This window comes from Alloalcanivorax sp. C16-1 (genome assembly GCF_046507805.1).
Classification (GTDB): domain Bacteria; phylum Pseudomonadota; class Gammaproteobacteria; order Pseudomonadales; family Alcanivoracaceae; genus Alloalcanivorax.
Window position 1 is genome coordinate 300,113 of sequence record NZ_JBKFTK010000002.1, and the last position, 25,546, is coordinate 325,658.

At 65.7% G+C, this 25,546-nt stretch carries 23 protein-coding genes and 1 tRNA gene; 11 read left to right on the forward strand and 13 right to left on the reverse strand.

Annotated features, from left to right (window positions below; translation table 11 throughout):
* Positions 1–15 precede the first annotated feature (15 nt).
* Complete coding sequence (locus ACLD0W_RS08595) at positions 16–1,197, reverse strand: acetyl-CoA C-acyltransferase (RefSeq protein ID WP_410307073.1); 1,182 nt, start codon at positions 1,195–1,197, stop codon at positions 16–18.
* 267 nt (positions 1,198–1,464) lie between these two features.
* Between ACLD0W_RS08595 and ACLD0W_RS08600 the strand changes: the two genes are divergently transcribed.
* The 3 genes from ACLD0W_RS08600 (at position 1,465) to ACLD0W_RS08610 (ending at position 3,287) form a co-directional block, all read left to right on the forward strand.
* Entirely contained in the window at positions 1,465–2,049 is a 585-nt protein-coding gene (locus tag ACLD0W_RS08600) for a superoxide dismutase (protein ID WP_410307074.1), read from the forward strand.
* Between the two features lie 168 nt (positions 2,050–2,217).
* Positions 2,218–3,141: a hypothetical protein gene (locus ACLD0W_RS08605; RefSeq protein ID WP_410307075.1), complete on the forward strand. Its 924-nt coding sequence runs from the start codon at positions 2,218–2,220 to the stop codon at positions 3,139–3,141.
* A gap of 61 nt (positions 3,142–3,202) precedes the next feature.
* Positions 3,203–3,287, forward strand: a tRNA-Leu gene (locus tag ACLD0W_RS08610).
* Positions 3,288–3,293: 6 nt separating this feature from the next.
* On the opposite strand, the gene ACLD0W_RS08615 is transcribed toward ACLD0W_RS08610, so the two are convergent.
* On the reverse strand, positions 3,294–4,106 hold the full coding sequence (locus ACLD0W_RS08615) for an SDR family NAD(P)-dependent oxidoreductase (RefSeq protein ID WP_410307076.1): 813 nt from the start codon (positions 4,104–4,106) through the stop codon (positions 3,294–3,296).
* Between the two features lie 157 nt (positions 4,107–4,263).
* Here ACLD0W_RS08615 and zigA point away from each other — a divergent pair, with 157 nt between their 5' ends.
* Positions 4,264–5,475: a zinc metallochaperone GTPase ZigA gene (zigA, locus tag ACLD0W_RS08620; protein ID WP_410307077.1), complete on the forward strand. Its 1,212-nt coding sequence runs from the start codon at positions 4,264–4,266 to the stop codon at positions 5,473–5,475.
* Positions 5,476–5,561: 86 nt separating this feature from the next.
* Positions 5,562–6,017 carry a transcriptional repressor gene (locus ACLD0W_RS08625; RefSeq protein ID WP_410307078.1) on the forward strand — a complete coding sequence of 152 codons (456 nt, stop codon included), beginning with the start codon at positions 5,562–5,564 and terminating at the stop codon, positions 6,015–6,017.
* On the opposite strand, the gene ACLD0W_RS08630 is transcribed toward ACLD0W_RS08625, so the two are convergent.
* From ACLD0W_RS08630 to egtB, 4 genes are all read right to left on the reverse strand, one after another.
* Positions 6,018–6,518, reverse strand: a complete 501-nt coding sequence (locus ACLD0W_RS08630; protein ID WP_410307079.1) for a DUF1289 domain-containing protein — start codon at positions 6,516–6,518, stop codon at positions 6,018–6,020.
* A gap of 71 nt (positions 6,519–6,589) precedes the next feature.
* Positions 6,590–7,132: a thioesterase family protein gene (locus ACLD0W_RS08635; RefSeq protein WP_410307080.1), complete on the reverse strand. Its 543-nt coding sequence runs from the start codon at positions 7,130–7,132 to the stop codon at positions 6,590–6,592.
* 63 nt (positions 7,133–7,195) lie between these two features.
* Positions 7,196–8,182: an L-histidine N(alpha)-methyltransferase gene (gene egtD, locus ACLD0W_RS08640; protein WP_410307081.1), complete on the reverse strand. Its 987-nt coding sequence runs from the start codon at positions 8,180–8,182 to the stop codon at positions 7,196–7,198.
* Positions 8,154–9,452, reverse strand: coding sequence for an ergothioneine biosynthesis protein EgtB (egtB, locus tag ACLD0W_RS08645; protein WP_410307082.1), 1,299 nt, complete (start codon positions 9,450–9,452; stop codon positions 8,154–8,156). Before egtB ends, egtD begins: the two co-directional genes overlap by 29 nt.
* Positions 9,453–9,582: 130 nt before the next feature.
* On the opposite strand from egtB, the gene ACLD0W_RS08650 reads away from it, so the two are divergent.
* Positions 9,583–10,353, forward strand: a complete 771-nt coding sequence (locus ACLD0W_RS08650; protein WP_410307083.1) for a 3-hydroxyacyl-CoA dehydrogenase — start codon at positions 9,583–9,585, stop codon at positions 10,351–10,353.
* Here the strand turns inward: ACLD0W_RS08650 and ppnN are convergent, their stop codons facing one another.
* Both ppnN and dinB read right to left on the reverse strand, forming a co-directional pair.
* Complete coding sequence (ppnN, locus tag ACLD0W_RS08655; protein WP_410307084.1) at positions 10,354–11,718, reverse strand: nucleotide 5'-monophosphate nucleosidase PpnN; 1,365 nt, start codon at positions 11,716–11,718, stop codon at positions 10,354–10,356. It abuts the gene before it with no gap.
* A 324-nt stretch (positions 11,719–12,042) separates the two neighbouring features.
* Positions 12,043–13,146, reverse strand: coding sequence for a DNA polymerase IV (dinB, locus tag ACLD0W_RS08660; protein WP_410307085.1), 1,104 nt, complete (start codon positions 13,144–13,146; stop codon positions 12,043–12,045).
* Positions 13,147–13,279: 133 nt separating this feature from the next.
* On the opposite strand from dinB, the gene ACLD0W_RS08665 reads away from it, so the two are divergent.
* Entirely contained in the window at positions 13,280–14,938 is a 1,659-nt protein-coding gene (locus ACLD0W_RS08665) for an FAD-dependent monooxygenase (protein ID WP_410307086.1), read from the forward strand.
* Positions 14,939–14,953: 15 nt separating this feature from the next.
* Here the strand turns inward: ACLD0W_RS08665 and ACLD0W_RS08670 are convergent, their stop codons facing one another.
* Together ACLD0W_RS08670 and ACLD0W_RS08675 are read right to left on the reverse strand one after the other, a co-directional pair.
* Entirely contained in the window at positions 14,954–16,630 is a 1,677-nt protein-coding gene (locus tag ACLD0W_RS08670) for a trypsin-like serine protease (RefSeq protein WP_410307087.1), read from the reverse strand.
* A gap of 104 nt (positions 16,631–16,734) precedes the next feature.
* Positions 16,735–17,691, reverse strand: coding sequence for a GGDEF domain-containing protein (locus ACLD0W_RS08675; RefSeq protein ID WP_410307088.1), 957 nt, complete (start codon positions 17,689–17,691; stop codon positions 16,735–16,737).
* A gap of 197 nt (positions 17,692–17,888) precedes the next feature.
* Between ACLD0W_RS08675 and ppc the strand changes: the two genes are divergently transcribed.
* From ppc to ACLD0W_RS08695, 4 genes are all read left to right on the forward strand, one after another.
* Positions 17,889–20,552, forward strand: coding sequence for a phosphoenolpyruvate carboxylase (ppc, locus tag ACLD0W_RS08680; RefSeq protein ID WP_410307089.1), 2,664 nt, complete (start codon positions 17,889–17,891; stop codon positions 20,550–20,552).
* Positions 20,553–20,665: 113 nt separating this feature from the next.
* Complete coding sequence (locus tag ACLD0W_RS08685) at positions 20,666–21,409, forward strand: dienelactone hydrolase family protein (protein WP_410307090.1); 744 nt, start codon at positions 20,666–20,668, stop codon at positions 21,407–21,409.
* A 268-nt stretch (positions 21,410–21,677) separates the two neighbouring features.
* Entirely contained in the window at positions 21,678–22,370 is a 693-nt protein-coding gene (locus ACLD0W_RS08690) for a transposase (protein ID WP_410307091.1), read from the forward strand.
* A 360-nt stretch (positions 22,371–22,730) separates the two neighbouring features.
* Positions 22,731–23,429, forward strand: coding sequence for a transposase (locus ACLD0W_RS08695; RefSeq protein ID WP_410307092.1), 699 nt, complete (start codon positions 22,731–22,733; stop codon positions 23,427–23,429).
* 53 nt (positions 23,430–23,482) lie between these two features.
* On the opposite strand, the gene ACLD0W_RS08700 is transcribed toward ACLD0W_RS08695, so the two are convergent.
* From ACLD0W_RS08700 to ACLD0W_RS08710, 3 genes are all read right to left on the reverse strand, one after another.
* Positions 23,483–24,451 carry an Rpn family recombination-promoting nuclease/putative transposase gene (locus ACLD0W_RS08700; protein WP_410307093.1) on the reverse strand — a complete coding sequence of 323 codons (969 nt, stop codon included), beginning with the start codon at positions 24,449–24,451 and terminating at the stop codon, positions 23,483–23,485.
* A 201-nt stretch (positions 24,452–24,652) separates the two neighbouring features.
* Entirely contained in the window at positions 24,653–25,009 is a 357-nt protein-coding gene (locus ACLD0W_RS08705) for a type II toxin-antitoxin system HicB family antitoxin (RefSeq protein ID WP_410307094.1), read from the reverse strand.
* On the reverse strand, positions 25,010–25,258 hold the full coding sequence (locus ACLD0W_RS08710) for a type II toxin-antitoxin system HicA family toxin (RefSeq protein ID WP_410307095.1): 249 nt from the start codon (positions 25,256–25,258) through the stop codon (positions 25,010–25,012).
* Between the last annotated feature and the right edge of the window lie 288 nt (positions 25,259–25,546).

Below are 25,546 nucleotides of genomic sequence, written 5' to 3' on the forward strand. Positions count from 1 at the left end.
GGATATTACGGGCCCTCAGATCAGCTCCACCGCCACCGCCGTGGCTTCGCCGCCGCCGATGCACAGGCTGGCCACGCCGCGCCGGCCGCCGGTGCGCTTGAGCGCATGGATCAGCGTCAGGATGATGCGCGAGCCGGTGGAGCCGATGGGGTGGCCCAGGGCGCAGGCGCCGCCGTGGATGTTGAGCTTGTCGTGGGGGATGCCCAGATCCTGCATCGGCATCATCGCCACCATGGCGAAGGCTTCGTTGATCTCGAACAGGTCCACGTCGGCCACGCTCCAGCCCACTTTTTTCAGCAGTTTTTCGGTGGCGCCGATGGGGGCGATGGTGAACTCTCCCGGGTGGCGGCTGTTGGTGGCGTGGCCGAGCAGCCGCGCCAGTGGTTTCAGGCCGCGCTGTTCGGCCACGCTTTCGCGGGCCAGCACCAGCGCCGAGGCGCCGTCGGAAATGGAGCTGGCGTTGGCGGCGGTGACGGTGCCGTCTTTCTTGAACGCCGGCTTCAGGCCGGGAATCTTGTCGATATTGGCGTTGCCGGGTTGCTCGTCGGTGTCCACCACGGTTTCGCCTTTGCGCGTTTGCACCGTCACCGGCACGATCTCATCGGCGAACCAGCCGTTGGCGATGGCCGCCTGGGCGCGCTTCAGGGATTCGATGGCGAAGGCGTCCATTTGCTCGCGGGTGATGCCGCGTTGGTCCGCCACGTCCTGGGCGAAGGCGCCCATCAGCCGGCCGGTCTCCGCGTCTTCCAGGCCGTCCAGGAACATATGGTCGAACACCTGGCCGTGGCCCATGCGGTAACCGGCGCGGGCTTTGTCCAGCACGTAGGGCGCGTTGCTCATGGATTCCATGCCGCCGCTGACCACGATGTCGTGGCTGCCGGCCTTGATCATGTCGTGGCAGAACATGGTGGCGCGCATGCCGGAGCCGCACAGCTTGTTGATGGTGGTGGCGCCGGTGCCGTCGGGCAGGCCGGCCAGACGCATGGCCTGGCGGGCCGGACCCTGTTTCAGGCCGGCGGGCAGCACGCAGCCCATCACCACGTCCTCGATATCGGCGGCGTCCAGGCCGGCGCGGGCCACCGCCTCGCGGATGCTGGCGGCGCCCAGTTGCGGGGCGCTCATCGGTGCCAGCGCACCCTGGAAGCCACCCATGGCGGTGCGCGCCCCGTTGACGATAACGACGGAATCGTTGGCCATGTCATTTCTCCGCGATAACAAAGTGGGTGATGAAAAAACGCGGCCATTCTACTTGAGATACCCGGCCGGGTCCCCCATGTGGGTTTTTGAATACATACCCGCGAATTTATGGAAAAAGCAATCATTCTCAACAATGGGTCAAATCGCGTAAAACGTACCGCATACAGGGGCCTGGCCTCAGTGGTTCGCGGTTAAGCTGCTTGTTATGATGCTGCCGAAATTCGCAGTCCGAATGCTAAATTCGACCAACCGTCAGGGGAATTGACCATGGCTTTTGAACTTCCGCCGCTTCCGTATGAGAAAGACGCTCTCGAACCGCACATTTCCGCGGAGACCCTCGAGTACCACCACGGCAAGCACCACAACGCCTACGTCACCAAGCTCAACGACATGATCAAGGGCACCGATGACGAAGGGAAATCCCTGGAAGAGATCATCAAGAGCGCCAAAGGTGGTCTGTTCAACCAGGCGGCCCAGGTCTGGAACCACACCTTCTACTGGAACAGCCTGAGCCCGAACGGCGGTGGCGAGCCCACCGGCGCCCTGGCCGACGCCATCAACAAGAAGTTCGGTTCCTTCGACAAGTTCAAGGAAGAGTTTGAAGCCAAGGGTGCTGGCAACTTCGGTTCCGGCTGGACCTGGCTGGTGAAAACCTCCGATGGCGGCGTGGACATCGTCAACACCGACGACGCCGACACCCCGATCGCCCACGACAACGGCCATACGCCGCTGATGACCGTGGACGTGTGGGAGCACGCCTACTACATCGACTACCGCAATGCCCGTCCCAAGTATCTGTCTTCCATCTGGAACCTGATCAACTGGGACTTCGCGGCCAAGAACTTCGGGTAGGGAACCTCCGGACACTCCCCATCACCCGTTCCGCGGCCGCCGCTGGCGGCCGCTCTCCCTTCCCTGGAACTTTCCTCTGTCTTTTTCGCACCAAGCCCCCACCACCGTGCGCCGATCCCGGCGGGCGGGTAACATGCGTGTTTTCTCACTTCGCACAGGAATTCGCCAATGACCCAAGAGCGTGACGTGAAACTGGGTGATATCGACGACGTGAACGTGGACGAACCCCGGCGCCGGCCCGCCGGCGAGGACCGTCCGCCCCGCGGCGGCGGTGGCGGTTCGGGTGGTAATGGCGGAGGCCGGGGTGGCAACGGCGGCGGGCGCGGCGAACGGCCGGCCCCGCGCCGGGCGCCGCCGCCGCGCCGCGACGAAGGCGGCGGCTCCGGCGGCTGGATCATCCTGACCCTGGTGCTGGCCGTGGTGCTGGCGGTAGCGTGCACTTACTTCTACCGGGAGATCAGCAGCCTGCAGGGGCAAATGGAAAGCCGCATGGGCCTGTCCTCCGAGCAACTGGAGAACCTGCAGGCCCGGCTCTCCGCCACCGACGAGTCCCTGGACCAGTCCTCCGGCAAGCTGCGCGGCACGCTCAGCGAGCACAGCAAGGCCATCGACACCAACAGCGCCGAGATCCGCAAGCTCTGGGACCTGAGCAACAAACGCAACAAGGATCTGATTGAGGAAAACCAGAAGAACCTGGCCAGCGTCCAGAAAAGCCTCAAGGACAACGAGAGCGCCACCGCCGCCCTCAAGAAAACCGTGGACGGCTACGACCAGAGCATCAAGCAGGCCCGTGACCAGATCGCCGACCTGCAGAAGAAGGTGGACAGCGCGGTCAAGGCGGTCAATGACGCCAACGGCCAGTGGCGTACCCAGCTCAGCCAGCTGGAAACCCAGGTGGATGTGGTGGTCGACACCGTCAAACAGCTGGAGCAGCAGAACCAGACCCAGAAACAGGCCCTGGCCAAACTGCAAAGCAACCAGGCCGGCACCGACCAGCTCAACCAACGTCTTTCCAATATCGAGGACGCCATCAAGGCCTTCGACCAGTACCGGCTGCAGGTCAACAACCGGCTGGATCGCATCGAGCAGTAACCCGACCCGGGGGATACCCACCAGTGGTATTCCCCCGGCCGGCTGCTACAATGGCGCGCCTGCGCCAGTGGTGGAATTGGTAGACACGTCAGGTTTAGGTCCTGATGCCGCAAGGTGTGGGGGTTCAAGTCCCTCCTGGCGCACCATTCGTTTTATCCCTCCCTGTTTCCTTTCAGTTTCGCCTTGAGGCGCTTGTCCATGCGCCGGAAAAACGGCTGGGTGTATTTCACCGCCGGGCCGGGCACCGCCGCCAGCACCAGGCTGCCCACCGTGCCCAGGGGGCTGCCCACTCGCGCCGGCCGGTCGCGCAGCGCCTTGAGCAGCCAGCCGGCGGCGTCCTCCACCTTCATCATGCGCATGTGCTTGTAGATCGAGGTGCGGCTGGACATGGGCGTGCGCACCATGGGGAAGTAGACCATGGTGGCGCGGATGCCCTTGTGGCCGAGCTCCGCGTTCAGCGAACGGGAATAGGATTCCAGCGCCGCCTTGCTGGCCAGATAGGCGGAAAACAACGGGATCGGCACCTGGGCGGAGAGGGTGGAAGCGTTGACCACGTGGCCGTGGCCCTGCTCCAGAAAGCGCGGGATCAGCCCCATGGTCATGCGCAGGGCACCGAAGTAATTGAGCTGCATGGTGCGCTCGTAGTCGTGGATGCGGTCCAGGGCGTCGACGATCGGGCGGCGGATGGAGTGGGCGGCGTTGTTGACCAGGGCGTCCACCCGCGGGTGCTCGGCAAGCAGGGCGTCCAGGGCGGTGTCGATGCTGTCCGGGTGGGTCAGGTCGGCGGGGTAGATCCAGGCACGGCCTCCCTCGGCATGGATATCGGCCTGCACGCGGGCCAGTTCCTCTTCGCGGCGGGCCACCAGGCACAGCCGGGCGCCCCGGCGCGCCAGTTGCCGGGCGGCTTCCTCGCCGATGCCGCTGGAGGCGCCGGTCAGCACGATGGTTTTGCCGTTGAAGCTCATGGAAGGTCTCCGTGGTGGGCGTGCAAACGACCATGTTGACCGGCGCGGCGGGGAAAGAAAATGACCCGGTCCACGATGTGAGGTTGCCTGTCTCTTGCCTTTTTATTGTTACGTTATAACATATTCATCCCCAAGTGCTTTGCCCGGGAGATTTCCCATGACCGACCCCCGCCTGCCGGTGACCGTGCTGTCCGGCTTTCTTGGCGCCGGCAAGACCACGGTGCTGAACCATATCCTCAATAATCGTGACGGCCGCCGGGTGGCGGTGATCGTCAACGACATGAGCGAGATCAACATCGACGCCAGCCTGGTGAACCAGCAGGTGAGCCTGAATCGCGCCGAGGAAAAACTGGTGGAGATGAGCAATGGCTGCATCTGCTGCACCCTGCGCGAGGACCTGCTGCTGGAGGTGCGGCGGCTGGCCGCCGAGGGCCGCTTCGATTACCTGGTGATCGAGTCCACCGGCATTTCCGAGCCGCTGCCGGTGGCCGAGACCTTCACCTTCGAGGACGAGGACGGCCAGAGCCTGTCGTCGGTGGCGCGCCTGGACACCCTGGTGACCGTGGTGGACGGCGCCAATTTCGCCAACGATTACCAGCGCGCCGCCGAGCTGCGCGACACCGGCGAGAGCCTGGGCGAGGACGACGAGCGTAATGTGGCGGACCTGCTGGTGGACCAGATCGAGTTCTGCGATGTGCTGCTGGTGAGCAAAACCGACCTGATCGACGAGGCGCAACAGCGCACGGTGATGGGCATGCTGCGCGCCCTGAACCCCGAGGCGGAGATCGTGCCGATCCGCCAGGGCGCGGTGCCCCTGGATAAGGTGCTGAATACCGGCCGCTTCGACTTCGAGCGTGCCAGCCTGGCGCCGGGCTGGCTCAAGGAGATGCGCGGCGAGCACACCCCGGAGACCGAGGAATACGGTATTTCCAGCTTCACCTATACGGCCCGGCGACCGTTCCATCCGCGCCGCTTCCACGATTTTCTGCATCGTGAGTGGGACAACGGCAAGCTGCTGCGCTCCAAGGGCTACTTCTGGCTGGCTACCCGACCGCAACTGGCCGGCACCTGGAGCCAGGCCGGCGGCATCGCCCACCACGGCGTGGCGGGCTTTTTCTGGAAGGCGGTGCCGGAAGCCCGCTGGCCGGAGGACGCGGAAACGGTGGCCTTTATCCGCGAAAAGTGGGTGGAGCCGTTTGGTGACATGCGCCAGGAACTGGTGTTCATCGGCCAGAACATGGATCCGGCGATCACCCGGGCGGCGCTGGATGCCTGCCTGCTCAGCGAGGCGGAGACCCTGGCCGGGCCGGACCATTGGCGCACCCTGGACGACCCCTTTCCGGACTGGGGGCTGGCCGAGGCGGTATGAACAACGCCGGTGACCGGATAATATAACGTCGCGCCGGGTGCCTGCCCGGCGCCACCCATCCTGAGACGGGCCCGGCGGGAGTAAAGATGGCGGACAACCGGCAAGCACAATTGGACATCGCGCAGCGGCGCTGCGAGGCCCGGGGCCTGCGGCTGACCCCGCAACGGCGCCAGGTGATGGCGTTGCTGCTCGGTCATGAAGCGCCGGTCAGCGCCTACGACCTGCTCGACGAACTGCAGCGCGAGCACCAGCCCGGCGCCAAGCCGCCCACCATCTATCGGGCCTTGGATTTTCTGGTGTCCGCCGGCCTGGCCCACCGGCTGGCGTCCACCAACCGTTACCTGGCCTGCGACCATCTGGCCTGCGACCACGGCCACGAGGCCGGTACCCTGTTTCTGGTCTGTGACGGGTGTGGCGTGGTGCGCGAGGCGCCCATGGACAACCCGCTGCGCCGGCAGTTGAACCGCAGTCTGGACCGGGAAGGCTTCCACGCCGACGCCCAGCCGCTGGAGATGCACGGCCGCTGCGATCGCTGTGGCTAGCTAGAACAGTCCCTTTTCCCGCGCCGCGTGGCGCACCAGCTCGCCGGTAATGCCCACCGGCCGTCCGAAGGAGCGGTCGTAATGCGCCTGGTTGAGGGCGTGGCATTCCTTGCTGATGCGGTCGTACAGTTCCCGGGGCGCCAGCCCTTCGGCGTCGGGCAGGGCGCGCAGGCCGAACACGGCGTAATCGATGCGCTGGCGGCCGGCGGCCTTGAGCAGTTCCGGCACCCAGCCCTCCGGGGACAGCTGGGTCTGGTACCGCAGGTTCTGGTAGTCCAACTGCGCCGCCAGGGCGTCGGCGTCCACCACCTGGAAATAATTGCCCACCACCAGGGTCAGCAACTGGTCCAGGCGCCGCCAGACCAGCCGTTTCTGTTCCTCGGAGTAAGCGTTCCAGTCCACCACTTCATGGCTGAAGCGGCGGCAGCCGCGACAGACGGTGTCGCCGAAAACGGTGGAACAGACGCCGATGCAGGGGGTGCCGATGCGGGATTTACTCATGGGCGGATTGTAACGGTGAAGCGGGGGGCGGTCGACGGTATCGTGCCCCGCGCCCCCGCCGGCGCCGCGCGTCAGCCGCGAAGGGCCTCGCCGTCCCGCTCGGTGAGGCTGCGTTTTTTCTGCAGCAGGGTTTTCCAGTCTTCCACGTACTCCGGCAGGGGCGGCGAGGCGCGGTTCAGGCCGGTCATTTCCTGAAACGCCGGCGGGCTGATCGGCTTGCCGCCGTACATATGCGCCAGCCGGTGCAGGGCATGGGTGTGCAGCTTGCGCTGGGATTCGAAGCGCTGGTCGTAGTAGGTGTACTTGTCGTCCCAGCCGAGCAGGCGGGTGTGCACCTCGAAGCGCTGGTAGGGGCGCAGCTCGCGGATGTAGGCGATCTCGGTGTTGGCCACCACGGTACTGGCGCGGGCGGTGACCGTGCGGTGCAACAAACCGGTGACCACCGCGTGCTCCAGCCGGCAGCGGTCCATGATTTTCACGTATTTACCGGTGTTGAGCTGCAGGTTCAGGTCGATGTCCAGCAGCCCGACCCGGAATTCCAGGCTGACCACGTCGAACAGGTCGTGGGTGGGCGGCCGTTTGCGGCGCCGCGCCGCGTTGATCAGTTCCAGCATGAATGGTCGTTCCTTCCCCGGGCGCCGGCACGGCCGGCGCGATACTTCCAGCAGGATACAGGATCAGGCCGCCCGGGCCAGATGGATGCTGAACAGATTATCATCGTCCACCCAGCTGGACAGGGGTGTGAAGCCGGCGCCGATCAGCTCCCGGGAAAAGCCCTCCACGGTGAACTTGTAGGAGTTCTCGGTATGAATGCGGCTGCCCGCCGGCAACTCGATGCGCTGGTCGCCCACGGTGACGGACTGGTCCCGGAGGCATTCCAGATGCATTTCGATACGGTGCAGGGTTTCGTTGTAGAACGCCCGGTGGGCGAACGCCTCCGGGTCGAAGCCACAGCCCAGGCGCTGGTTCAGATGGTGCAGGGCGTTGAGATTGAAGGCGGCGGTGTGGCCGGCGGCGTCGTTGTAGGCGGCATTGAGGCGGGCCGGGTCCTTCTGCAGGTCGGCGCCGATCAGCAGGTAGCCCCGGTCGCTGGCCAGGTGCCGCAGGCCGCGCAGAAAGTCGCCCCGGGCCGCCGGCTCGAAGTTGCCGATGGTGGAGCCGGGGAAGAACACCAGCCGCGGCCGGCCGCCATCGTCGGCGGGAAAGCTGAGCGCCTGGGAATAGTCCGCGCACACCGCGTGGAACCGCACCGCCGGGTAGCGCGGCGCCAGCGCCCGGGTGGCGTCGAGCAGGCATTCCCGGGAAATCTCCAGGGGCATATAGCCGCCGGGCCGCCAGCGGTCCAGGAGGATACGCACTTTCTCGCAGCCGCCGGCGCCGGGTTCGGCGATCACCAGATCCGGCCCCAGGTCCGACCCCAGCGCCGCGGCCATGGCGTCGGCGTGGTCGGCCAGCAGCGATGCCTCGGTGCGGGTCGGGTAATACTCCGGGGTGCGGGTGATGGCGTCGAACAGGGCCGAGCCGCGTTCGTCGTAGAAGTATTTGGGGTCCAGGGTGGGCCGCGGCGCCGACAGCGAGGCGGCCACCTCCCGGGCGGCGTCGGTCATCGGTGGCTGCAGATCCAGGAAGGTCAGGTTAGGCAAGAGTTGTTGCGGACGGGCCACGGGGCGCCTCCATGCTCTGGGCCAGACGAACGCCGCTGAATTGCCAGCGCAGATGAGGTTGGAAGAAATTGCGGTAGCTGGCGCGCAGATGGTCCCGGTGGCTGACGCAGGACCCGCCGCGCAGCACCATCTGGTTGCTCATGAATTTGCCGTTGTATTCGCCCACGGCGCCGGCCGCCGGCGCGAAGCCGGGGTAGGGCAGATAGGCGCTGCCGGTCCACTCCCAGACGTCGCCGAACAGTTGCAGCGGCGCGTCGGCCGGGTCGCCGGCGGCGGCCACCGAGGGGTGGAAGCGGCCATTGCCGACGAAGCCACCGGTCACCGGCCGGCCGGCGGCGGCGTGTTCCCATTCCGCTTCGGTGGGCAGGCGCTTGCCGCACCAGCGGGCGAAGGCCTCCGCCTCGTAGTAATTGAGGTGGGCCACCGGCTCGTGAAGCTGGATCGGTCGCCGCCCGGCCAGGGTGTAGTACTCCGGGGCGCCGTCCTCCAGGAACCAGTACAGCGGCGCGGTGGCGCCGCTGGCGCGCACCCAGTCCCAGCCGTCGGACAGCCACAGCTCCGGGCGCCGGTAGCCGCCGTCATCGATGAACGCCAGATACTCGGCGCAGGTGCTGGGGCGGTTGGCCAGGGCGAAGGGCTCCAGCCACTGGCGGTGGCGGGGAGTCTCGTTGTCGAAATAGAAGCCGTCGGTGGCGCCGATTTCCACCAGGCCACCGGGATGGTTCAGCCAGCGGAATTCCGCCGCCCGGGCGCCGTCGTCGTCCCGGGGCCGGTACACCGGCCACAGCGGGTTATAGGAAAAACTGTGCTTGATGTCGGTGAGCAGCAATTCCTGGTGCTGCTGCTCGTGCTCGATGCCCAGCGCCACCAGGGCCAGCAGGTCCGGGTCGTCCTCGCCGGCCAGCAGGTCCTGCATGGCCTCGTCCACCTGGGCGCGCCAGCGTCGCACCGTGTCGATGCCGGGGCGCGACAGCAGATGCCGTTGCGGACGCGGGTACTGGGCGCCCACGCCGTTGTAATAGCTGTTGAACAGGTACTCGAAGCGCTCGTCGAAGGGCCGGTAACCGGACAGCCTCGGTTTGAGGATAAAGGTCTCGAAGAACCAGGTGGTGTGCGCCAGGTGCCAGCGCGGCGGGCTCACCTCGGGGCAGGCCTGCAGGCCCATGTCCTCCACACTCAGCGGTTCGCACAGGGTTTCGCTGAAACGGCGGGTCTCCGCCAGGCGCGCGGCCAGGCCCGATTCCCGTGGCTGGCTGTCAGGCTGACTCATAGGATTCTTTCCTTGCTCCCAGGTGGGGTATCACCAGAATGCGCACGGCGTTGAGCGGAAGCAACAATGTCGGGCGGCTTGACCTTCGTTATAGTCGGGTTTTGCGTTTTTTTACCGACAAGGAGAGAGTATGAACATCCAGGGTAAAGTCGCCGTGATCACCGGGGCCGCCTCCGGCCTGGGCCGCGCCACCGCCGAGGCGCTGATCGCCAAGGGCGGCAAGGTGATGATTCTGGACCGGGACGAGGAGAAGGGCGCCCGGGCCGCCGCCGAGCTGGGCGAGGCCGCTGCCTTCGTGGCCACCGACGTGACCGACGAAGCCTCGGTGAAAGCCGCCATCGACGCCACCCGGGACCGGTTCGGGGCACTCCATCTGTGCGTCAACTGCGCCGGCGTGGGCTCCGCCATGAAGACCGTGGGCCGGGACAACCAGCCCCACGATCTGGGCGTGTTCAACATGGTGGTGCAAATCAACCTGATCGGCACCTTCAACGTGGCCCGCCTGTCGGCGGCGCTGATGGCCGAGAACGAACCCGGCGACGACAACGAGCGCGGCGTGATCGTCAATACCGCCTCGGTGGCCGCCTTCGACGGCCAGGTGGGGCAGGTGGCCTACGCCGCCACCAAGGGCGGCGTGGTCGGCATGACCCTGCCCATGGCCCGGGACCTGGCCCAGTTCGGCATCCGCGTGAACACCATCGCTCCGGGCATCTTCAACACGCCGCTGATGAACGCCGCCCCGGACAAGGTGAAAATGCCGCTGATCGAAATGACCCAGTTCCCGAAACGCCTGGGCGATCCACCGGAATACGCCGCCCTGGTCTGCCATATGGTCGAGAACACCTTCCTCAACGGTGAGACCATTCGGCTGGACGGCGGCATCCGCATGCAGCCGCGCTGATCACTCCAACACGTAGCAGGGCTCGTAGTGGCTGCCCGGCAGCTTCATGCGGCTCTGCGCCACGAACGACTGCAGCAGCACGTCCAGCTGGGCCATCAGGCCCGGTTCGGCGGTGAGGCGGTAGGGGCCGTGTTCCTCGATGGCCTGGATGCCGGTTTCCTTGACGTTGCCGGCGACGATGCCGGAGAAGGCGCGGCGCAGGTTGGCCGCCAGGTCGAACACCGGCAGTTCCTTGTGCAGCGCCAGCGCGGCCATCGCTTCGTGGGTGGGGTGGAAGGGGCGCTGAAAGTCCACCGGCACCGACAGGCGCCAGTTGTAGTAGAACGCATCGTCCTGCTCGCGGCGGTATTCGGTGAGCTTGCGCACGCCGTCGCGCACCGCCAGGGCCACCGCCTCCGGGTCGTCGACGATGATCCGGTAGCGCTTGGCGGCGTCGTCGCCCAGGGCATAGCGGATAAAGGTGTCGATCTGGCGGAAGTATTCGGCGCTGTGGGCCGGGCCGGTGAAAATCACCGGCAGCGGAATATCCTGGTTGTCCGGGTGCAGCAGCACGCCCAGCAGGTACAGGATCTCCTCGGTGGTGCCGACGCCGCCGGGGAACACGATGATGCTGTGGGCGATGCGCAGGAACGCCTCCAGCCGCTTCTCGATGTCCGGCATGATCACCAGCTCATTGACGATCGGGTTGGGGGCTTCGGCGGCGATGATGCCCGGCTCGGAGATCCCCAGATAGCGGCCCTTGCGGTTGCGCTGCTTGGCGTGGGCCACGTGGGCGCCTTTCATCGGGCCCTTCATGGCGCCCGGGCCGCAGCCGGTGCAGATGTCCAGGCCGCGCAGGCCGAGCTGGTAGCCCACGCTCTTGGAGTAGTCGTACTCTTCCCGCGAGATGGAATGGCCGCCCCAGCACACCACCAGGTTGGGGCGTTCGCCGGCGTGCAGGGTGCCGGCGTTGCGCAGGATGTGGAACACCGCGTTGGAGATGCCCTCGGTGCTGTCCAGATCGAAGCGGCCGCCGTGCTGGATTTCGTTGGCCACGTAGACGATGTCGCGCAGCACCGCCGACAGGTGCTCGCGGATGCCCCGGATCATGCGGCCGTCCACGAAGGCGCCGGCGGGGGCATTGTCCAGCTTGAGCATCAGGCCCCGGTCTTCCTGGATCACCTGGATCTCGAAGTCCTTGTAGGTTTCCAGGACCTGGCGGCTGTCGTCGGTGGGGGTGCCGGCGTTCAGCACCGCCAGGGCGCAGCGCCGCAGCAGATCATGCAGGCCCTTGGTGGAGGTGTCGCGCAGGCGCTCCACTTCTTGCTGGCTGAGCACTTCCAGGCTGCCTTCCGGGGCGACGATGGTGGATACGGTGGCGGTCATAACAATCCTAGTCAGAAGCGATACAGGGCGAAGCATACAGGCGGGCCGGGGATTGACGGAAATCAGTTTTTACAGGATTTCATCCCCACTCCACCGTTCGCCGGATGCCAAACGGCGCCCACTTGGGTCACTATGATCACATCAGCGTGAAAGCCCCGGAGAGTGGCATGTTGCTCAAGTACCTCAATCAACTGGACGACGCGGTGCGCGAACTGGCCACCCATCCCGGCCCGGACGCGATCACCCGGCGCGACGAGAGCGTGCGCGTGCTGGAGGATTATCTGAACACCCAGATGGAGCCGGTGGCCCGGCGCGGTCGCGAGATCATGCGCCAGTGCCTGGCCCGCGCCGATCACGCAGGGCCCGCGCCCGTTCCTCCGGAAACAGGTCGGCCTGGAGCGGCTCTTTCAGGTCCTTGAGGCGCACCCCCACGCCCAGTAGCCGGGCCGGCGCCGGGTGTCGCTCCCACAGCTGCGTCAGCAGCCGCTCGAACGGTGCCCGTTCCACCCGTTCCCCGCCCTGGTCGGCGCTGACGATGCGAAAGTCGTTGTAGCGCACCTTCACCGTCAGCCCCTGAATAATGTAATGCGCGTCCAGCCGGGCGATGCGTTGCTCCAGCCGTTCCAGAAGATCGTCCAGCTCGCGCAGCCAATCGGTCAGGTTGCGCTTGTCTTCGTGGTAGGTCTTCTCCACGCTCACCGACTTGCGCCGCCGGCTGGTCTGCACCGGGCGGTCGTCCTCGCCCCGGGCCAGGTGATAGAGCCGCTCGCCGAAGCTGCCGAAATGGTGGGCCAGATCGAGCCGGCCGAGCCGCTGCAGATCCCCGCAGGTCTGCACCCCCAATGCCGCCAGCTTGTCCTCGGTGACCCGGCCCACCCCGGAAATGCGCTTCACCGGCAGCGTGGCCACGAACGTCTCGACCCGGTCCGGGGGAATCACGAACAGCCCGTCCGGCTTGTTCCAGTCGCTGGCCACCTTGGCGAGAAACTTGTTCGGCGCCACCCCGGCGGAGACGGTGATGCCCAGGGTGGTGCGCACCTTCTGACGGATCGCCTCGGCGATGCGGGTGGCGCTGTTGGCGTGCAGCGGGCTCTCCGACACATCCAGAAACGCTTCGTCCAGGGACAGGGGCTCGATAATGTTGGTAAAGGTGCGAAAAATATCCTGAATCTGCCCGGACACCCGGCGGTATTTGTCGAAGTCCGGGCGCAGAATCACCAGTTCGGGGCACAGCCGCAGTGCCTGGGAAGACGCCATCGCCGAGCGCACCCCGAAATCCCGGGCCGGATAATTGCAGGTGGCGATCACGCCGCGCCGGTTCGGGTCGCCGCCCACCGCCACCGGACGGCCGCGCAGGCGCGGGTCGTCGCGCACCTCCACGGCGGCGTAGAAACAATCACAATCCACGTGGATGATTTTGCGGCTCACAGTACAGTGGGAAGATCGCGGCTACGGTGAATGTGGCGACAGTGCAGTTAAGGAGTCCATCGCGAATGACAGCGTTTCATCAGACCAGGCGGCCAGGCGCCATGGTATCACTGTTTCGGGTAACGGCATGGTCATGAACACCGGTTCCACCGCCCCCAAGGTGCTGATCGTCGGCGCCGGCCCTACCGGGCTGACCCTGGGCATCAATCTGCTGCGCGCCGGCGTGCCCTGCCGGGTGATCGACAAGCTGCCGGAGCGGCTGCCACATTCACGGGCCCTGGGGCTGCACGCCCGCACCCTGGAGATTTTCGACGCCATGGGGGTGCTGGAGGCGGTGCGCGCCGAGGCCCGGCCGCTGGCGCGGATCCGCGTGCACGGCGAAAAAGGCCCGTTGCTGGACCTGGAGTTCGGCGATCTGACCTCGCCGTTTCCGGAACTGCTGTGCTGCCCGCAGCCGCGCCTGGAAGCGGTGCTGGAGCAGCGCTACCGGCGCCTTGGCGGCGAGCTGTGGCGCGGCGCCGAACTGCTGGAAGCCAGCCAGGACGGCTCCGGGGTCACCGCGGTGGTGCGCCATGACGGCCAGGAGACGGTGCTCGGCACCCAGCTGCTGGTGGGGGCCGACGGCGCCCATTCCCGGGTCCGCGAACTGCTGGGGCTGCCGTTCGAGGGCCACGACTACCGGGAACATTTTCTGCTCGCCGACGTGGACTGGACACCCACGGACCTGGACGACGACGCCTTCCACGGTTTCATGCTGGCGGACGGCAATCTGGCGGCGATTCCCATGCCCGAGGGCTGGCGGCTGGTGATCAGCGAGAACGGCGACCCGGACGAGGAGGACGGCGAACCCCGGCTGGAGGCTTTCCAGGAGCGCCTGCGCGCGGCCCTGGGCGCGCAGGTGCCGGTGCCGGAGCGGGCCCGCTGGATGAGCCGGTTCACCATTCAGCGGCGGCTGGTCAGCCATTACCGGCGCAACCGTATTCTGCTCGCCGGCGACGCCTGCCATGTGCAAAGCCCGCTGGGGGCCCAGGGCATGAACACCGGCATTGGCGACGCCTTCAACCTGGCCTGGAAGCTGGTGCTGTTTTGTCGGGGCTATGGCGGCGGCAAGCTGCTGGACAGCTACCAGCAGGAACGCCGGCCGGTGGCCGAGGATATGCTGCGCGGCGTGGATGCCCTGTCGCGGGCTTCGCTGGTGCGTGCCCGGGCGCTGCGCGGCGCCCGCGATTCACTGATCAAGCTGGCCGGCGGTCGCCCGCAGATGACTCGCCGGCTGGTGCGTCGCGCCAGCCAACTGGATGTGCATTATCGGCACTCGCCGCTGGTGGACGCCGGCCCGGACGCGGAGATGGGCTGGCGCCACCAAGGGCCCTTGCCCGGTGACCGGGTGCCCGATGCCGCCCTGGTGTCCCAGCGGGACGGCGGCGAGCGGCGGGTGCAGGCATTGCTGCGCCAGCCGCTGCATCATCTGCTGGTGCAGCTGGGCGAGGAACCGGACCACCGCTCGCGGGTGATCCTGCACGCGCTGTTGTCGCGGCTGCCGGATGAATACCTGAATGAGCTGCGGGTCACGGTGATCAGCCGTGGCGACCTGGAGCTGGACCCGCCCCAGGGGGCCATGGCCCGGGCGGTCCACCTGTGGCGGGATGAACACGGCGCCTTCGAGGCGGCGTTCGGCGACGCCAGCCGCCTGTGGCTGATGCGCCCGGACGGCCACCTGGCCTACCGGGCGCCGCTCACCGACGCGGACTATCTGTTCGCTTATCTGGAGCGGATGCTGCGTGGTGGTTGATCGCGGCGTACCGTTTCAGCCGCGATAGCGCGCCGCCGCCAGCAACGCCAGCAGCATCCCCATCCATCCCAGTGCGCCACCGCCGCCACCACCGCCGTCGGCCGCGCCACTCGCCGTGGAGGCGGTGTAGGTGAGCGGCAGGGTGGTGTCGTTGTTGTCGGTGGGGAAGTCGCCGCCATTGGCGGCCACGGTCAGGCCCAGGTCGTCTTCCTGGAGCGTGCCGGTTACCAGCGTCAGGGTGAAATCGGTGCTCTGGTCGGCGCCAAGATCGCCCACCCGGCACACCGTGTCGCAGGGCACGGAGCTGTTCCTGATGGTGGTGCCGGCGGGCAGCGACGGCGTCACCGTCACCTGGCTGGCGTCGGCGCCGCTGACGGTGCTCAGGTTGCGCACCGTCACCTGGACGTCGGCCACGCCTTGGTCGTTGCCGTCGCGGCTGGAGGCGATGATGCGGGCGCTCACCGCCAGGTCCGCCTGATCGGAGAAAATCAGCGTCAGCTCGTGGCGGTTATTCTTGATTCGGTATTCTTCCTGGTCGGCGCCGGCGTCCAGCGTCAGGGTGGCCAGCGCCGGCGTCGTGAGACCATTGTAGCTGGCGCTCAGCGCCACCTGATCGGTGCGGTTGAGCAGCGTGGTGCCCAGGGTACCGGAGGCGGTGTAGCAGGGGTTGTTGAACAGCGTGCAGCTTTGCCCGCCCAGACGTACGTCCAGATCACCGCCATCGCTCACCGCGATGCTGGCGCCGGTGACGGTGTTGCTCTGGCTGCGGTTGGCCAGGGTCAGGGTACGGGAAACGGTGCCCGCCGCCGCCGCGTACAGTCGCTCGCCGGTGTTCTCCAGGGCCAGGTCCACCAGCGGATCGCCGGCATCGGCGGTGGCCGCTTCCACGAAGCCGATCTGGCTGCTCAGATTGGTGTACACCGAGGGCAGCTCGTCGGCGCAGTTAACCTGGCCGTAGCTGGTCAGGCCAACCACGTAGGGGTCGCTGTCCCGGCCGATGAACAGGGGGCCGCCGCTGTCGCCGATGCAGGTGTCCTGTTGCTGGCCGTCCAGGGGGTTCAGTTCGTCGGCGCACACCATGGTGGCGCTGTTGAAATTGCCGCTGCCCCATTGGTTCAGGCAGGTGCCGGTGGGCACATAGTCCAGCTGGACTTCCTGCAGCCGGGCGGCCGGGGTGTTGCCGCCGGGCCGGGTCACGCCCCAGCCCAGGGCGGTCAGGGCCTCATCCCGCTCGGCGGCGGAGCGGCTCTGCAGATCCTGGAACTGCGTGCTACCGATCAGGCTGGGGCGCTCGCCCATGGCCGGGCCGTTGATGCGCACCAGGGCGATGTCGTTGTCGAACTCGCGGCCCTGGGTGCGGCGGAAGTTGTCCGGCACGTAGAGCGCGGTCCCGGTGTAGCGAGTGCCGCGATCCAGAAACACGCTTCCCAGCAACACCTCAATGGACTGCGCGGCCACCCGCTGGTCGTTGTCGGTGGTGACACAATGCCCGGCGGTCACCACCCAGTTCGGCGCCAGATGGGAGCCGCCGCACAGGCCGAATTCCCCGGGCGCGAACGCCACATCGACCTGAGCCATCCACGGCCATTCCCCGGCGGGGGCGGCTTCACCGCCGATGATGCGTGGCTGGGCCTGCTGGCCCCAGGCCGGTGCGCACAGCGCGCCGAGCAGCGCGATCCAATATGGCTTCATGATGGCTTCCCCGATCTTTGACTCAGCCACGAGGATACGTCACGGCGGGCGGCATCGTGTGAGGAAATGGTTACGCTTTGGTTACGTCCGGCGTCGCACCCGGTTCAGGTCAGCGGCGAGGCGTGGGCCAGCCAGTGGGCGTCGTCGCTGCGGGTGCGCGGCATGGCGGTCTGCAGATGATGAAGGGCCTGCTCCAGGGCGGCGTTGGCGCTGTGCAGGGTCATCACCGCCGCGCGCAGGCCCGGCCGCGCCTGGCGCAGATCGGCGAGCACCTTCTCGGCGGCGCCGGCGGCGGTGCAGGGCAGCAGCAGCGCCAGATGGTCCTCGTCATAGCGGGCCACGATGTCGCTACGGCGCAGGCGCTGACCGACCGTGTCCGCCAGGGCGTTGAGGTCCTCGTCGTGCACCAGCACCAGGGTCAGCGGCGACGACAGGCGGTCGTGCAGGGGAATCAACCAACCGGCGGTGCTGCTCAGGGCGGCGCGGCTGATAAAGCCGGTCTGCGGATCGCGCCAGGCGTTCTCCATGGACTGCCGGGCCAGCACCTGGTTACGCCAGATCATCAGCCCGAAATACAGCATGCAGACGGTGAGCGCGGCCAGCAGGAACAGGCTGGCGGAGGCGGCCGGGTCGAACGGATTGCCGGCCTCGCCGTAGCTGATGCGGATCGGCATGACGATCACCAGCACCACCTCGGCGGCGGCGAGCATCACCAGGAACCGCTTCAGGCCGTGCAGCAGGCCGTTGCTGAGCACGGCCAGGAACAGCAGGGCCATGGTCGGCGGCGGCTCGCCGGCGTCGATCAGGATCACGATGCCGAGGATCACCAGGTCCAGCAGCGAGGCGAGCAGGGCGGCGTGGGGAAGGCGCGCCACCAGGAACACCAGCTGCAGACCCAGATAGGTGCCGGCCAGCACCCAGGGCGTGACCGCCGGCAGGGTGAAGAAGAACGCCGAGGAATGATTGAAATAGATCACCGCCAGCACGGCGAACAACGCCCTCGCGACGTATTGCAGGATAATCACGCCCTGCTCCGTGGACATGCGGCTCGGGGTTTCCATGGCGGTTGACGTTCCTCGGTTTGCTGGGCGCTATGTTGCTTCACCCCCGGTACGGAATAAAGATACCGGTTTGACGATTGTTGTAAAAAAGCGCTTCACGGTCGAGCCCGGGCCGTGCGGGCAGTATGGAATGCAGTAGCATGCACCATTCGGTAGCAAAAATTGATGGCCGGGAGCTGAGCAGAATGGGGAGTGACATGGATCAGGACCAACACGCGCCGCTGCGCGAAGATGTGCGCCTGCTGGGCGAGGAGCTGGGCGCGGTGCTCCGCGAGCAGGCCGGTGAACGGCTTTACGACACCGTGGAAACGATCCGCCAGGCGGCGGTGGAAAGCCGCTCCCAGGGCGAGGTGGAACTGGCGCGCCTGCGCGAGCTGCTGGGCCCCCTGGACGACGCCACCCTGCTGGAAGTGGCGCGCGCCTTCAGCCAGTTCCTGAACCTGGCCAACATCGCCGAGCAGCACCACCGGGAACGGCTGCACCGCCGCCATGAACGCTATCCCGGCGATCCGGACACCGACCAGGGCCTGCGCCAGGTGCTGGCAAAGCTGAAAGAGCAGGGCGTGCCGGCGGAGCGCATCCGCGACACCCTGACGCCGTTGTCCGTGGAGCTGGTGCTCACCGCCCACCCCACCGAGGTGACCCGGCGCACCCTGATTCGTAAATACGACCAGATGGCCGATCTGCTGGCCGAGCGCGACCGCCCGGATCTGACCACGGAGGAAGAACACGGCCTGCGCCAGCGCCTGCGTGAGCTGATCCTGTCCGCCTGGAGCACCGATGAGATCCGCCGCGAGCGGCCCACCCCGGTGGACGAGGCCAAGTGGGGCTTCGCGGTGATCGAGCAGTCCCTGTGGCGTGCCGTGCCGCGGGTCATGCGCGACATCGAGGCGGAACTGGCCCTGGCCGGGCTGGACACGCCGCCGTCCGCCTGGGTGCCGATCCGCTTCGCCTCCTGGATGGGCGGCGACCGCGACGGCAACCCCAACGTCACCGCCACGGTTACCCGCGAGGTGCTGCTGCTGGCCCGCTGGATGGCCGCCGATCTGTATCTGCGCGACGTGGAAAACCTGCTTGCCGATCTGTCCATGCACCGCGCCAGCGACGAACTGCTGGCGCGCACCGGCCCCAGCCACGAACCCTACCGGGTGGTACTGCGGGACGTGCGCGACCGCCTCAAGATCACCCGCCGGCGCATGGAGGCCCTGGTGGAAGGGCGGCCGGTGCCGGACGGTGAAGGCTTTACCGAAGGCCGCCAGTTGCTCGACGAACTGCTGCTGATCGACCGCTCCCTGCGCGAGGTGGGCCTGGCGGCCATCGCCGACGGTGAGCTCAAGGACACCCTGCGCCGCCTGAACTGCTTTGGCATCACCCTGCTGTGCCTGGACGTGCGTCAGGAATCCACCCGCCATACCGCCGCCCTGGACGCCATCACCCGTTACCTGGGCCTGGGCGGCTACGGCGACTGGGACGAAGCGCAGAAGCAGGCGTTCCTGCTCAAGGAACTGGAAAGCCGCCGGCCGCTGGTGGACGACGCCTTCTACCGGGCGGACCTGTGCGACGGCGACGTGCGCGAGGTGCTGGAGACCTGCAAGGTGATCGCCGAGCAGGGTCCGGAAGGCCTGGGCGCCTATGTGATTTCCATGGCACGCGGGCCCTCGGACGTGCTCGCCGTGATGCTGCTGCAGAAGATCGCCGGGGTGCGCAACCCGATGCGCGTGGTGCCGCTGTTCGAAACCCTGGACGATCTGAACAACGCCGGCGACACCATGACCGCGCTGCTCGACATTCCGCTCTACCGGCAGCGGGTGAGTGACGGCCAGGAAGTGATGATCGGCTATTCCGACTCGGCCAAGGACGCCGGCTTTCTCGGCGCCGCCTGGGCGCAGTTCAGCGCCCAGGAAAAACTCACCGGCCTGTTCCGCGATCACGGTGTGCCGCTGACCCTGTTCCACGGTCGCGGCGGCTCCATCTCGCGGGGCGGTTCGCCCACCCGCATGGCGCTGCTGTCGCAGCCCCCCGGTTCGGTGGCCGGCCGCATCCGGGTCACCGAACAGGGCGAGGTGATCCGTTTCAAATACGGGCGTCCGTCGGTGGCCGCCTACAATCTGGAGCAGTACGTGGCCGCCACCCTGGAGGCCACCCTGCTGCCACCGGGCGAACCCGAGGACGCCTGGCGCCGACAGATGCAGAAGCTCACCGACGTGTCGGTGCAGGGCTACCGGCAGGTGGTGCGCGACGATCCGGCGCTGGTGGGTTACCTGCGCACCGTCACCCCGGAAACCGAACTGAGCCGCCTGGCCCTGGGCAGCCGCCCGGCGCGCCGCAAACCCGGCGGCGGGGTGGAGACCCTGCGCGCCATTCCCTGGGTGTTCGCCTGGACCCAGATCCGCCTGATGCTGCCCGCCTGGCTGGGCACCGGCGCCGCCCTGGAGGCGGCCCTGGACAGCGACGACGAGACCGCGCTGGTGCGCCAGATGGCGGAGCGCTGGCCGTTCTTCCAGGGCGTGGTGGACATGCTGGAGATGGTGCTCGCCAAGGCCGACCCGCGGGTGGCGGCCTGGTACGAGGAACGCCTCACCGACGCCCCGGACCTGAAGCGCCTGGGCGATACCTTGCGCCAGCGGCTGGCGGCCAGCGTGGACGCCCTGCACCGGCTGACCGATCGCGAGGACCTGCTGGTCAACAACCCGGTGATGAGCTGGTCGATCCGCGTGCGCGACCCTTACACCGACCCGCTGCACCTGCTGCAGGCGGAGCTGATGGCGCGCCTGCGCGGCCGCGACGGCGACGACGTGCTGGAAAGCGCGCTGATGGTGACCATCGCCGGCATCGCCGCGGGCATGCGCAACACCGGCTGACCGGGTCGCGGCCGGAGCCGCCATCCGCCGTTCGGGCCAATCGGCGCGCACCGTCTGGCGTGCGGCGGAAACGGCGCTACTCTCGGGGAAAATAACCCGATCGAGGAGCCGTCATGACCGCCCAGCCCCTGCTCACCCACGTCGTCCTGCCGGACGGGTACCGTATGCGTGCCCGCTGGTACCGGCCCGCAAGCAACAACGGCCTGAACGCGGCGGTGATCGTGATCCACGATATCTTCGGCTTCACCGAGGACCAGGCGCGCATCGCCGAACGACTGGCCGACAACGGCTACCCGGTGCTGGCGCCGGACCTCTACGACCGCCCCGGCATCCGCGCTCTGTGCGTGGCGCGTACCCTGCGCGACCATGAGCGCGGCCACGGCGACGCCTTTGACCACCTGGAAGCCTGCCGTCACTGGGTGCTGGAACAGGACGACGAACCGGTTGAGGCAGTGGCGATGATGGGCTTCTGCATGGGCGGTCGCTTCGCGTTGCTGTTCGCCGCCCGGGGCGGGCTCAAAGTGGTGGCGCCGTTCTACGGCGGCGTGCCCCGGCGCGCCGAAGCGCTGACCGGCATCTGCCCGGTGGTGGGCGGCTGGGGCAAGAAAGACCTGATCTACGGCGGCCACGGCGAACGTCTCGCCCGCCATCTGGATGAGCTGGGCGTCCCCCATGACGTCAAAACCTACCCGGACGCCGGCCATTCCTACATGAACGATCACCAAACCTTCTACTTCAAACGGCTGGGGGACTACAGCCCGTTGCGTGCTCGCTATGAACCGGATGCCGCCGAGGACAGCTGGCGGCGCGTCCTGACATTTTTCAGGAATACCCTGTCGGAACGTCAACACTCGTAAACATGGTTGTTTGAAAGCCGCATGGTTGCCGGATTTTTCTGGACTACTCAGAGCCAGTGGTGTGCGCTTTCCTGTTTTTTCTGAAAATTATCAATGTGCTTTTATGCTATAAAAAACAATTTTAATAAATCCGTCCCCTTTTTTTGTGAGCCAGCCGTTAGTCTAAAAAAGGGGACGTAGTCATTTTAAAAATGTTTCATTTAATTTATTTCCCGGATATTTGCCGTTAGACTGGCGTCCAACAAAAAGAGAGAAATCGAGGGAGAGAATGCCGAGGAAGAGGCGCGTTGTTCTTCCGGGTTACCCCCATCATATTCTTCATCGAGGCCACAATCGTCAGGCCGTATTCAAAGAAGAAGAAGACTACTCCAAGTATCTGGCGGACGTTAAAGAGCTGAAGCGGAGCTTTGGGCTTGACGTATATGCATGGTGCCTGTTGCCCAACGAAGTACATCTACTGGTAAACCCCGGCGATGACGCCGCGGCCATGGGGGAGTTCATGAAATCCCTGGCCGCGCGCATGACCCGTTTCCGCAATGCCCGCGAAGCCCGTCGCGGCACCTTGTGGGAAAGCCGCTATCGCTCCAGCCCCGTGCAGGAAAGCTGGATGCTGCCCTGTGTGCGTTTTCTTGAAACCCTGCCGGTGCGGGAAGAATGGGTTCCCAGCGCGGACGGCTACCGTTGGACCAGCCTTGCCGAACGGCTCGGGCCGGTCGGCACCGGCATACTGGACGTGGTGCCCGGCTGGCTGACGCTGGGCGCTGACGAAGCGCGCCGCCGCCAGGCCTACACCACCTATTTAAACGCGCCGGCTCCGGAATGGGAGCAGGATCTGATCCGCAATGCGGTGGAGCGCAACCAGCTCACCGGCGACGCCAATTTCGCCGACGAAGTCGAAGCCCTTACCGGTAATCGCATCAGCAATCGCGGCCGTGGCCGTCCCCCCAAAAAAGACCCTTGAAAGGGTCTGTCCTCTGATAAAAAGTCAATATACGCGTCGAGCAGATTGAGAAAATAGTGACTTTTTTTGTGAAAATTTTGAATCTCAAAGAAAATCAATAAGTTATAAAAATAGGACCGGGATATTTTTTGCCGTTGTAAATTTGTTTTCTTATCCAGCGTCGCTAAACTGCTAGGTAAGGAGAGCGTGAAGACCGACCCGGTCGCGCTGTCCTGAAAAGCACAACGTCAACAAGAAAACCGAAATCAACAATAAGGGCCATGCCCACCCAGGCCGGCTCGCCCGCCGTGGCGAGAAAGGCCGCACGGGCCCGGCCCGTGCCATTGGAATCGTGCTCAGGGCCAGGCCCAGGGAGGGTTTATGTCGGGGAAGGGACGTCTGGTGCTGCCAGGCTATTCACACTACGTGCAAATGCGCGGCCACAACGGTGAGGCCATTTTCCATACCGCCTGGGATTATCGGCGGTTTCTGACCTTGATGGGCGAGGCGCGCATTCGTCACCACGTGGACGTTCAGGCCTGGTGCCTGCTGCCCAACGAGGTGCACCTGCTGGTGTCGCCGCGCCATTCGAAGAGCAATCTCACCGCCCTGATGCGTCACCTGGGCATGGTTTACACCCGCACCTACAACAGCTGCCACGGCCGCACCGGCAGCCCCTGGCAGGGCCCTTACCGCAGCAGTCTGGTGCAAAACGGGCACTGGCGCCTGGCATGCCTGCGCTACATCGAAACCCTGCCGGTGCGCCTGGGCCTGAGCTGCTCGGTGAAACTGCACCCCTGGATCAGCTGGCGGGCGCGGCTGGCCCACGAATGGTACGTGGACCACGATACGGATTATCTGGAACTGGCCGACACCGACGCGGAACGACGCGAACGCTACCGCGGCTTCCTGGCCATGGGGGTGGACCCCAAGGAAGCGGAGTTGATCGAAACCCAGCTGCGTCGCGGCCAGCTGATCGGCAACCCGGGCTTCGTCGACGAAATCGAGGCGCTTACCGGCCGCCGAATTGAATCCCGTGGCCCGGGGCGGCCACCCAAGAAGAAAAAGAAGAAGAAGTAAACGGCGGGCGGTCGGCGGGTACCCGTTGACCGCACAGGCACCCGTACCACCCGTCAGGTGAACAGGTCGTCGAGGCTCCTGGCATCCAGGATACGATCGGCCCAGGTCGCCAGCTCTTCTTCGGAGGCGCTCTGCAGCCGCAGGTTGAGGTGGGCGGGCAGCTCGCCGAAGCGACGTTGTATCTGCCGCGCCACCAGGGCGCGTTCGCCTTCCAGACGGCCCTGTGCCATACCGCGCGCCACGCCTTGCTCCAAACCCACCAAGCGCTGGCGCTCCTTCCATTCCTCGAAACGGTTGCTGATCATCTCGTAGGCCTCCTGCATATCCTGAAAGTCGGGAAATACCTCGCCGGGGAACCAGCGCGGCAGCCGACGGTGCAGCAAGGTGAGAAAGGCCCGGCGCAGGCTGGCCAGCTCCGGCCCTGCCAGCCACTTTATCAAACGCGCCAACACGGTCGCCACTTCGTCCGAGGAGCGGTGGTGTTCCAGTCGGAACAGAGCGGCTACCAAATTACTATCATGGCCCAAAAGGTCCAGGTCGCAGGCGCCTTCATCGATCAGCAGAAAACGCTGTTCGGGCTGAAAATCCTCCAGGTCCGGCGGTGGCGTCTCGATCAATGGGCCCAGTCGGGTGGACGCGCGCCAGCGGCGTTCGCCGTTATAGAGTACGACCGGCAACACCGCCGGCAGCCGGCGCCCGGTACCGAGCGCGCCTCGCCGGGCCAGGTCCTGATGCAGCAGGCCGGTGTAGACGAGGACCCGCAAAGCCATGAATGGGTCCACCGACGACTGGAACTCCAGCAATAGATAAAGAGGCCGGCGGTCCTCGCGGCGGCAAAGGCGCCAGACCGCATCACCATGCCGGCCACGCAGATCATCGCTGACATGGCCATCGTGCAACTTCTGTAAGGAATGCAGATCCAGGCGTGTGAGCCACGTCGGGGGCAGGAAGCCGGCAAGCAGGTCACGCACCATCCGGTCATGGGCAAACAGCAGCTTGTAACTGGTGTCGTGCTCATCCATAAGCAACGCTCCTACTTAGACTGAAAGAGCACCAGGATACCGCGCCGGCAGCGCCGGGGCTGTGCGACAACACGGACAGAATATGTAGGAAAAGAACGATGCAGGGAGGAAGCCTTGGCGCCGCGCTACCGGTTTTCCCGTACACGGGCTGGGAGGCGCAGAGCTAATACTCGATTTTTGCCGTCTTGACCCAAAATGTCCCTACCGCGGATGTCGGGCCGTTCGTTGCGCCAGGTAGCGCGTTAATGCTTTGCGAACCAGGTCGTTCAGGGACGCGCCTTCCGAGGTGGCGACCCGCGCCGCCGCCAGGTGAAGGTCATGGCCGACACGAACATTGAACGAACCCTTACAGGGTTTCTCAGGTGGGACGCCGCCCTGTTCGCAGTCGCGCAGATAATCCTCCACGGCATGGCGAAACGCCTTTTCCAATGCGGTGACCGTTTTCGCTTCATAGTTGATCAGCGCCTGGATGTAGAGCACCTTGCCGTACAGACAGTTGTCTTCGGTGCTCGCCTCGACTGACCCGTAGTAACCTTGATGCTGCAGTACCGTAGCCATTCAGATCAGCCCTCCATCCTCTAGTTTCTCGATAATCTGTCGCCGCGCATAGCGCTTCAATTCATTGCCAGGGTGTGGACGATGCAGGTTGATCAACTGGCGCGAATTGCCATTGGTGAATTTGACGCGCGAGCCGCGGCCTTCTTGCCGCCTGTAACCTAATCTGCCGAGCAGTGTCTCCAGGTCCTCCCAAGTAAATGTCCTTTCGAGCGAGAGTAAGCGAAGGATCAGGCGGTCCGTGCTGACCATGAATGCGCTCCATTTTGCAACTATATTTAGTTGCTAGTCAAGGAAAGTATTCGGAGAGACAGTAGCAAAATGTAGAGGAGCTGCATGTAGGAGAACGGCTTTGTTTTTCGTGCGATAAGCGCTATGCCTTATGTCGGCCGCGCGCGCCGTAAACCGATATACGTTGCGCCGGTAACGGGCAATAGAACCCTGGCGGGCGTTACGTTCCGGAACAGGAAGGCGCGGGTAAAGATCGCCATGTATTAAAGCAGAAGCTTTATATCACCAGATCAAATAAAGAAAACGCCG

Bases quoted from the DNA above. Each gene is read 5' to 3' on its own strand.
- ppc (WP_410307089.1), top strand. From the start codon at position 17,889: ATGGATCAGGACCAACACGCGCCGCTGCGCGAAGATGTGCGCCTGCTG.
- ACLD0W_RS08685 (WP_410307090.1), top strand. From the start codon at position 20,666: ATGACCGCCCAGCCCCTGCTCACCCACGTCGTCCTGCCGGACGGGTAC.
- ACLD0W_RS08605 (WP_410307075.1), top strand. From the start codon at position 2,218: ATGACCCAAGAGCGTGACGTGAAACTGGGTGATATCGACGACGTGAAC.
- ACLD0W_RS08665 (WP_410307086.1), top strand. From the start codon at position 13,280: ATGAACACCGGTTCCACCGCCCCCAAGGTGCTGATCGTCGGCGCCGGC.
- ACLD0W_RS08710 (WP_410307095.1), bottom strand. From the start codon at position 25,258: ATGGTCAGCACGGACCGCCTGATCCTTCGCTTACTCTCGCTCGAAAGG.
- ppnN (WP_410307084.1), bottom strand. From the start codon at position 11,718: ATGACCGCCACCGTATCCACCATCGTCGCCCCGGAAGGCAGCCTGGAA.
- egtB (WP_410307082.1), bottom strand. From the start codon at position 9,452: ATGAGTCAGCCTGACAGCCAGCCACGGGAATCGGGCCTGGCCGCGCGC.
- ACLD0W_RS08675 (WP_410307088.1), bottom strand. From the start codon at position 17,691: ATGGAAACCCCGAGCCGCATGTCCACGGAGCAGGGCGTGATTATCCTG.
- ACLD0W_RS08595 (WP_410307073.1), bottom strand. From the start codon at position 1,197: ATGGCCAACGATTCCGTCGTTATCGTCAACGGGGCGCGCACCGCCATG.
- ACLD0W_RS08695 (WP_410307092.1), top strand. From the start codon at position 22,731: ATGTCGGGGAAGGGACGTCTGGTGCTGCCAGGCTATTCACACTACGTG.
- ACLD0W_RS08615 (WP_410307076.1), bottom strand. From the start codon at position 4,106: ATGAGCTTCAACGGCAAAACCATCGTGCTGACCGGCGCCTCCAGCGGC.
- ACLD0W_RS08625 (WP_410307078.1), top strand. From the start codon at position 5,562: ATGGCGGACAACCGGCAAGCACAATTGGACATCGCGCAGCGGCGCTGC.
- ACLD0W_RS08700 (WP_410307093.1), bottom strand. From the start codon at position 24,451: ATGGATGAGCACGACACCAGTTACAAGCTGCTGTTTGCCCATGACCGG.
- ACLD0W_RS08635 (WP_410307080.1), bottom strand. From the start codon at position 7,132: ATGCTGGAACTGATCAACGCGGCGCGGCGCCGCAAACGGCCGCCCACC.
- ACLD0W_RS08670 (WP_410307087.1), bottom strand. From the start codon at position 16,630: ATGAAGCCATATTGGATCGCGCTGCTCGGCGCGCTGTGCGCACCGGCC.
- ACLD0W_RS08600 (WP_410307074.1), top strand. From the start codon at position 1,465: ATGGCTTTTGAACTTCCGCCGCTTCCGTATGAGAAAGACGCTCTCGAA.
- ACLD0W_RS08630 (WP_410307079.1), bottom strand. From the start codon at position 6,518: ATGAGTAAATCCCGCATCGGCACCCCCTGCATCGGCGTCTGTTCCACC.
- ACLD0W_RS08650 (WP_410307083.1), top strand. From the start codon at position 9,583: ATGAACATCCAGGGTAAAGTCGCCGTGATCACCGGGGCCGCCTCCGGC.
- ACLD0W_RS08705 (WP_410307094.1), bottom strand. From the start codon at position 25,009: ATGGCTACGGTACTGCAGCATCAAGGTTACTACGGGTCAGTCGAGGCG.
- ACLD0W_RS08690 (WP_410307091.1), top strand. From the start codon at position 21,678: ATGCCGAGGAAGAGGCGCGTTGTTCTTCCGGGTTACCCCCATCATATT.
- zigA (WP_410307077.1), top strand. From the start codon at position 4,264: ATGACCGACCCCCGCCTGCCGGTGACCGTGCTGTCCGGCTTTCTTGGC.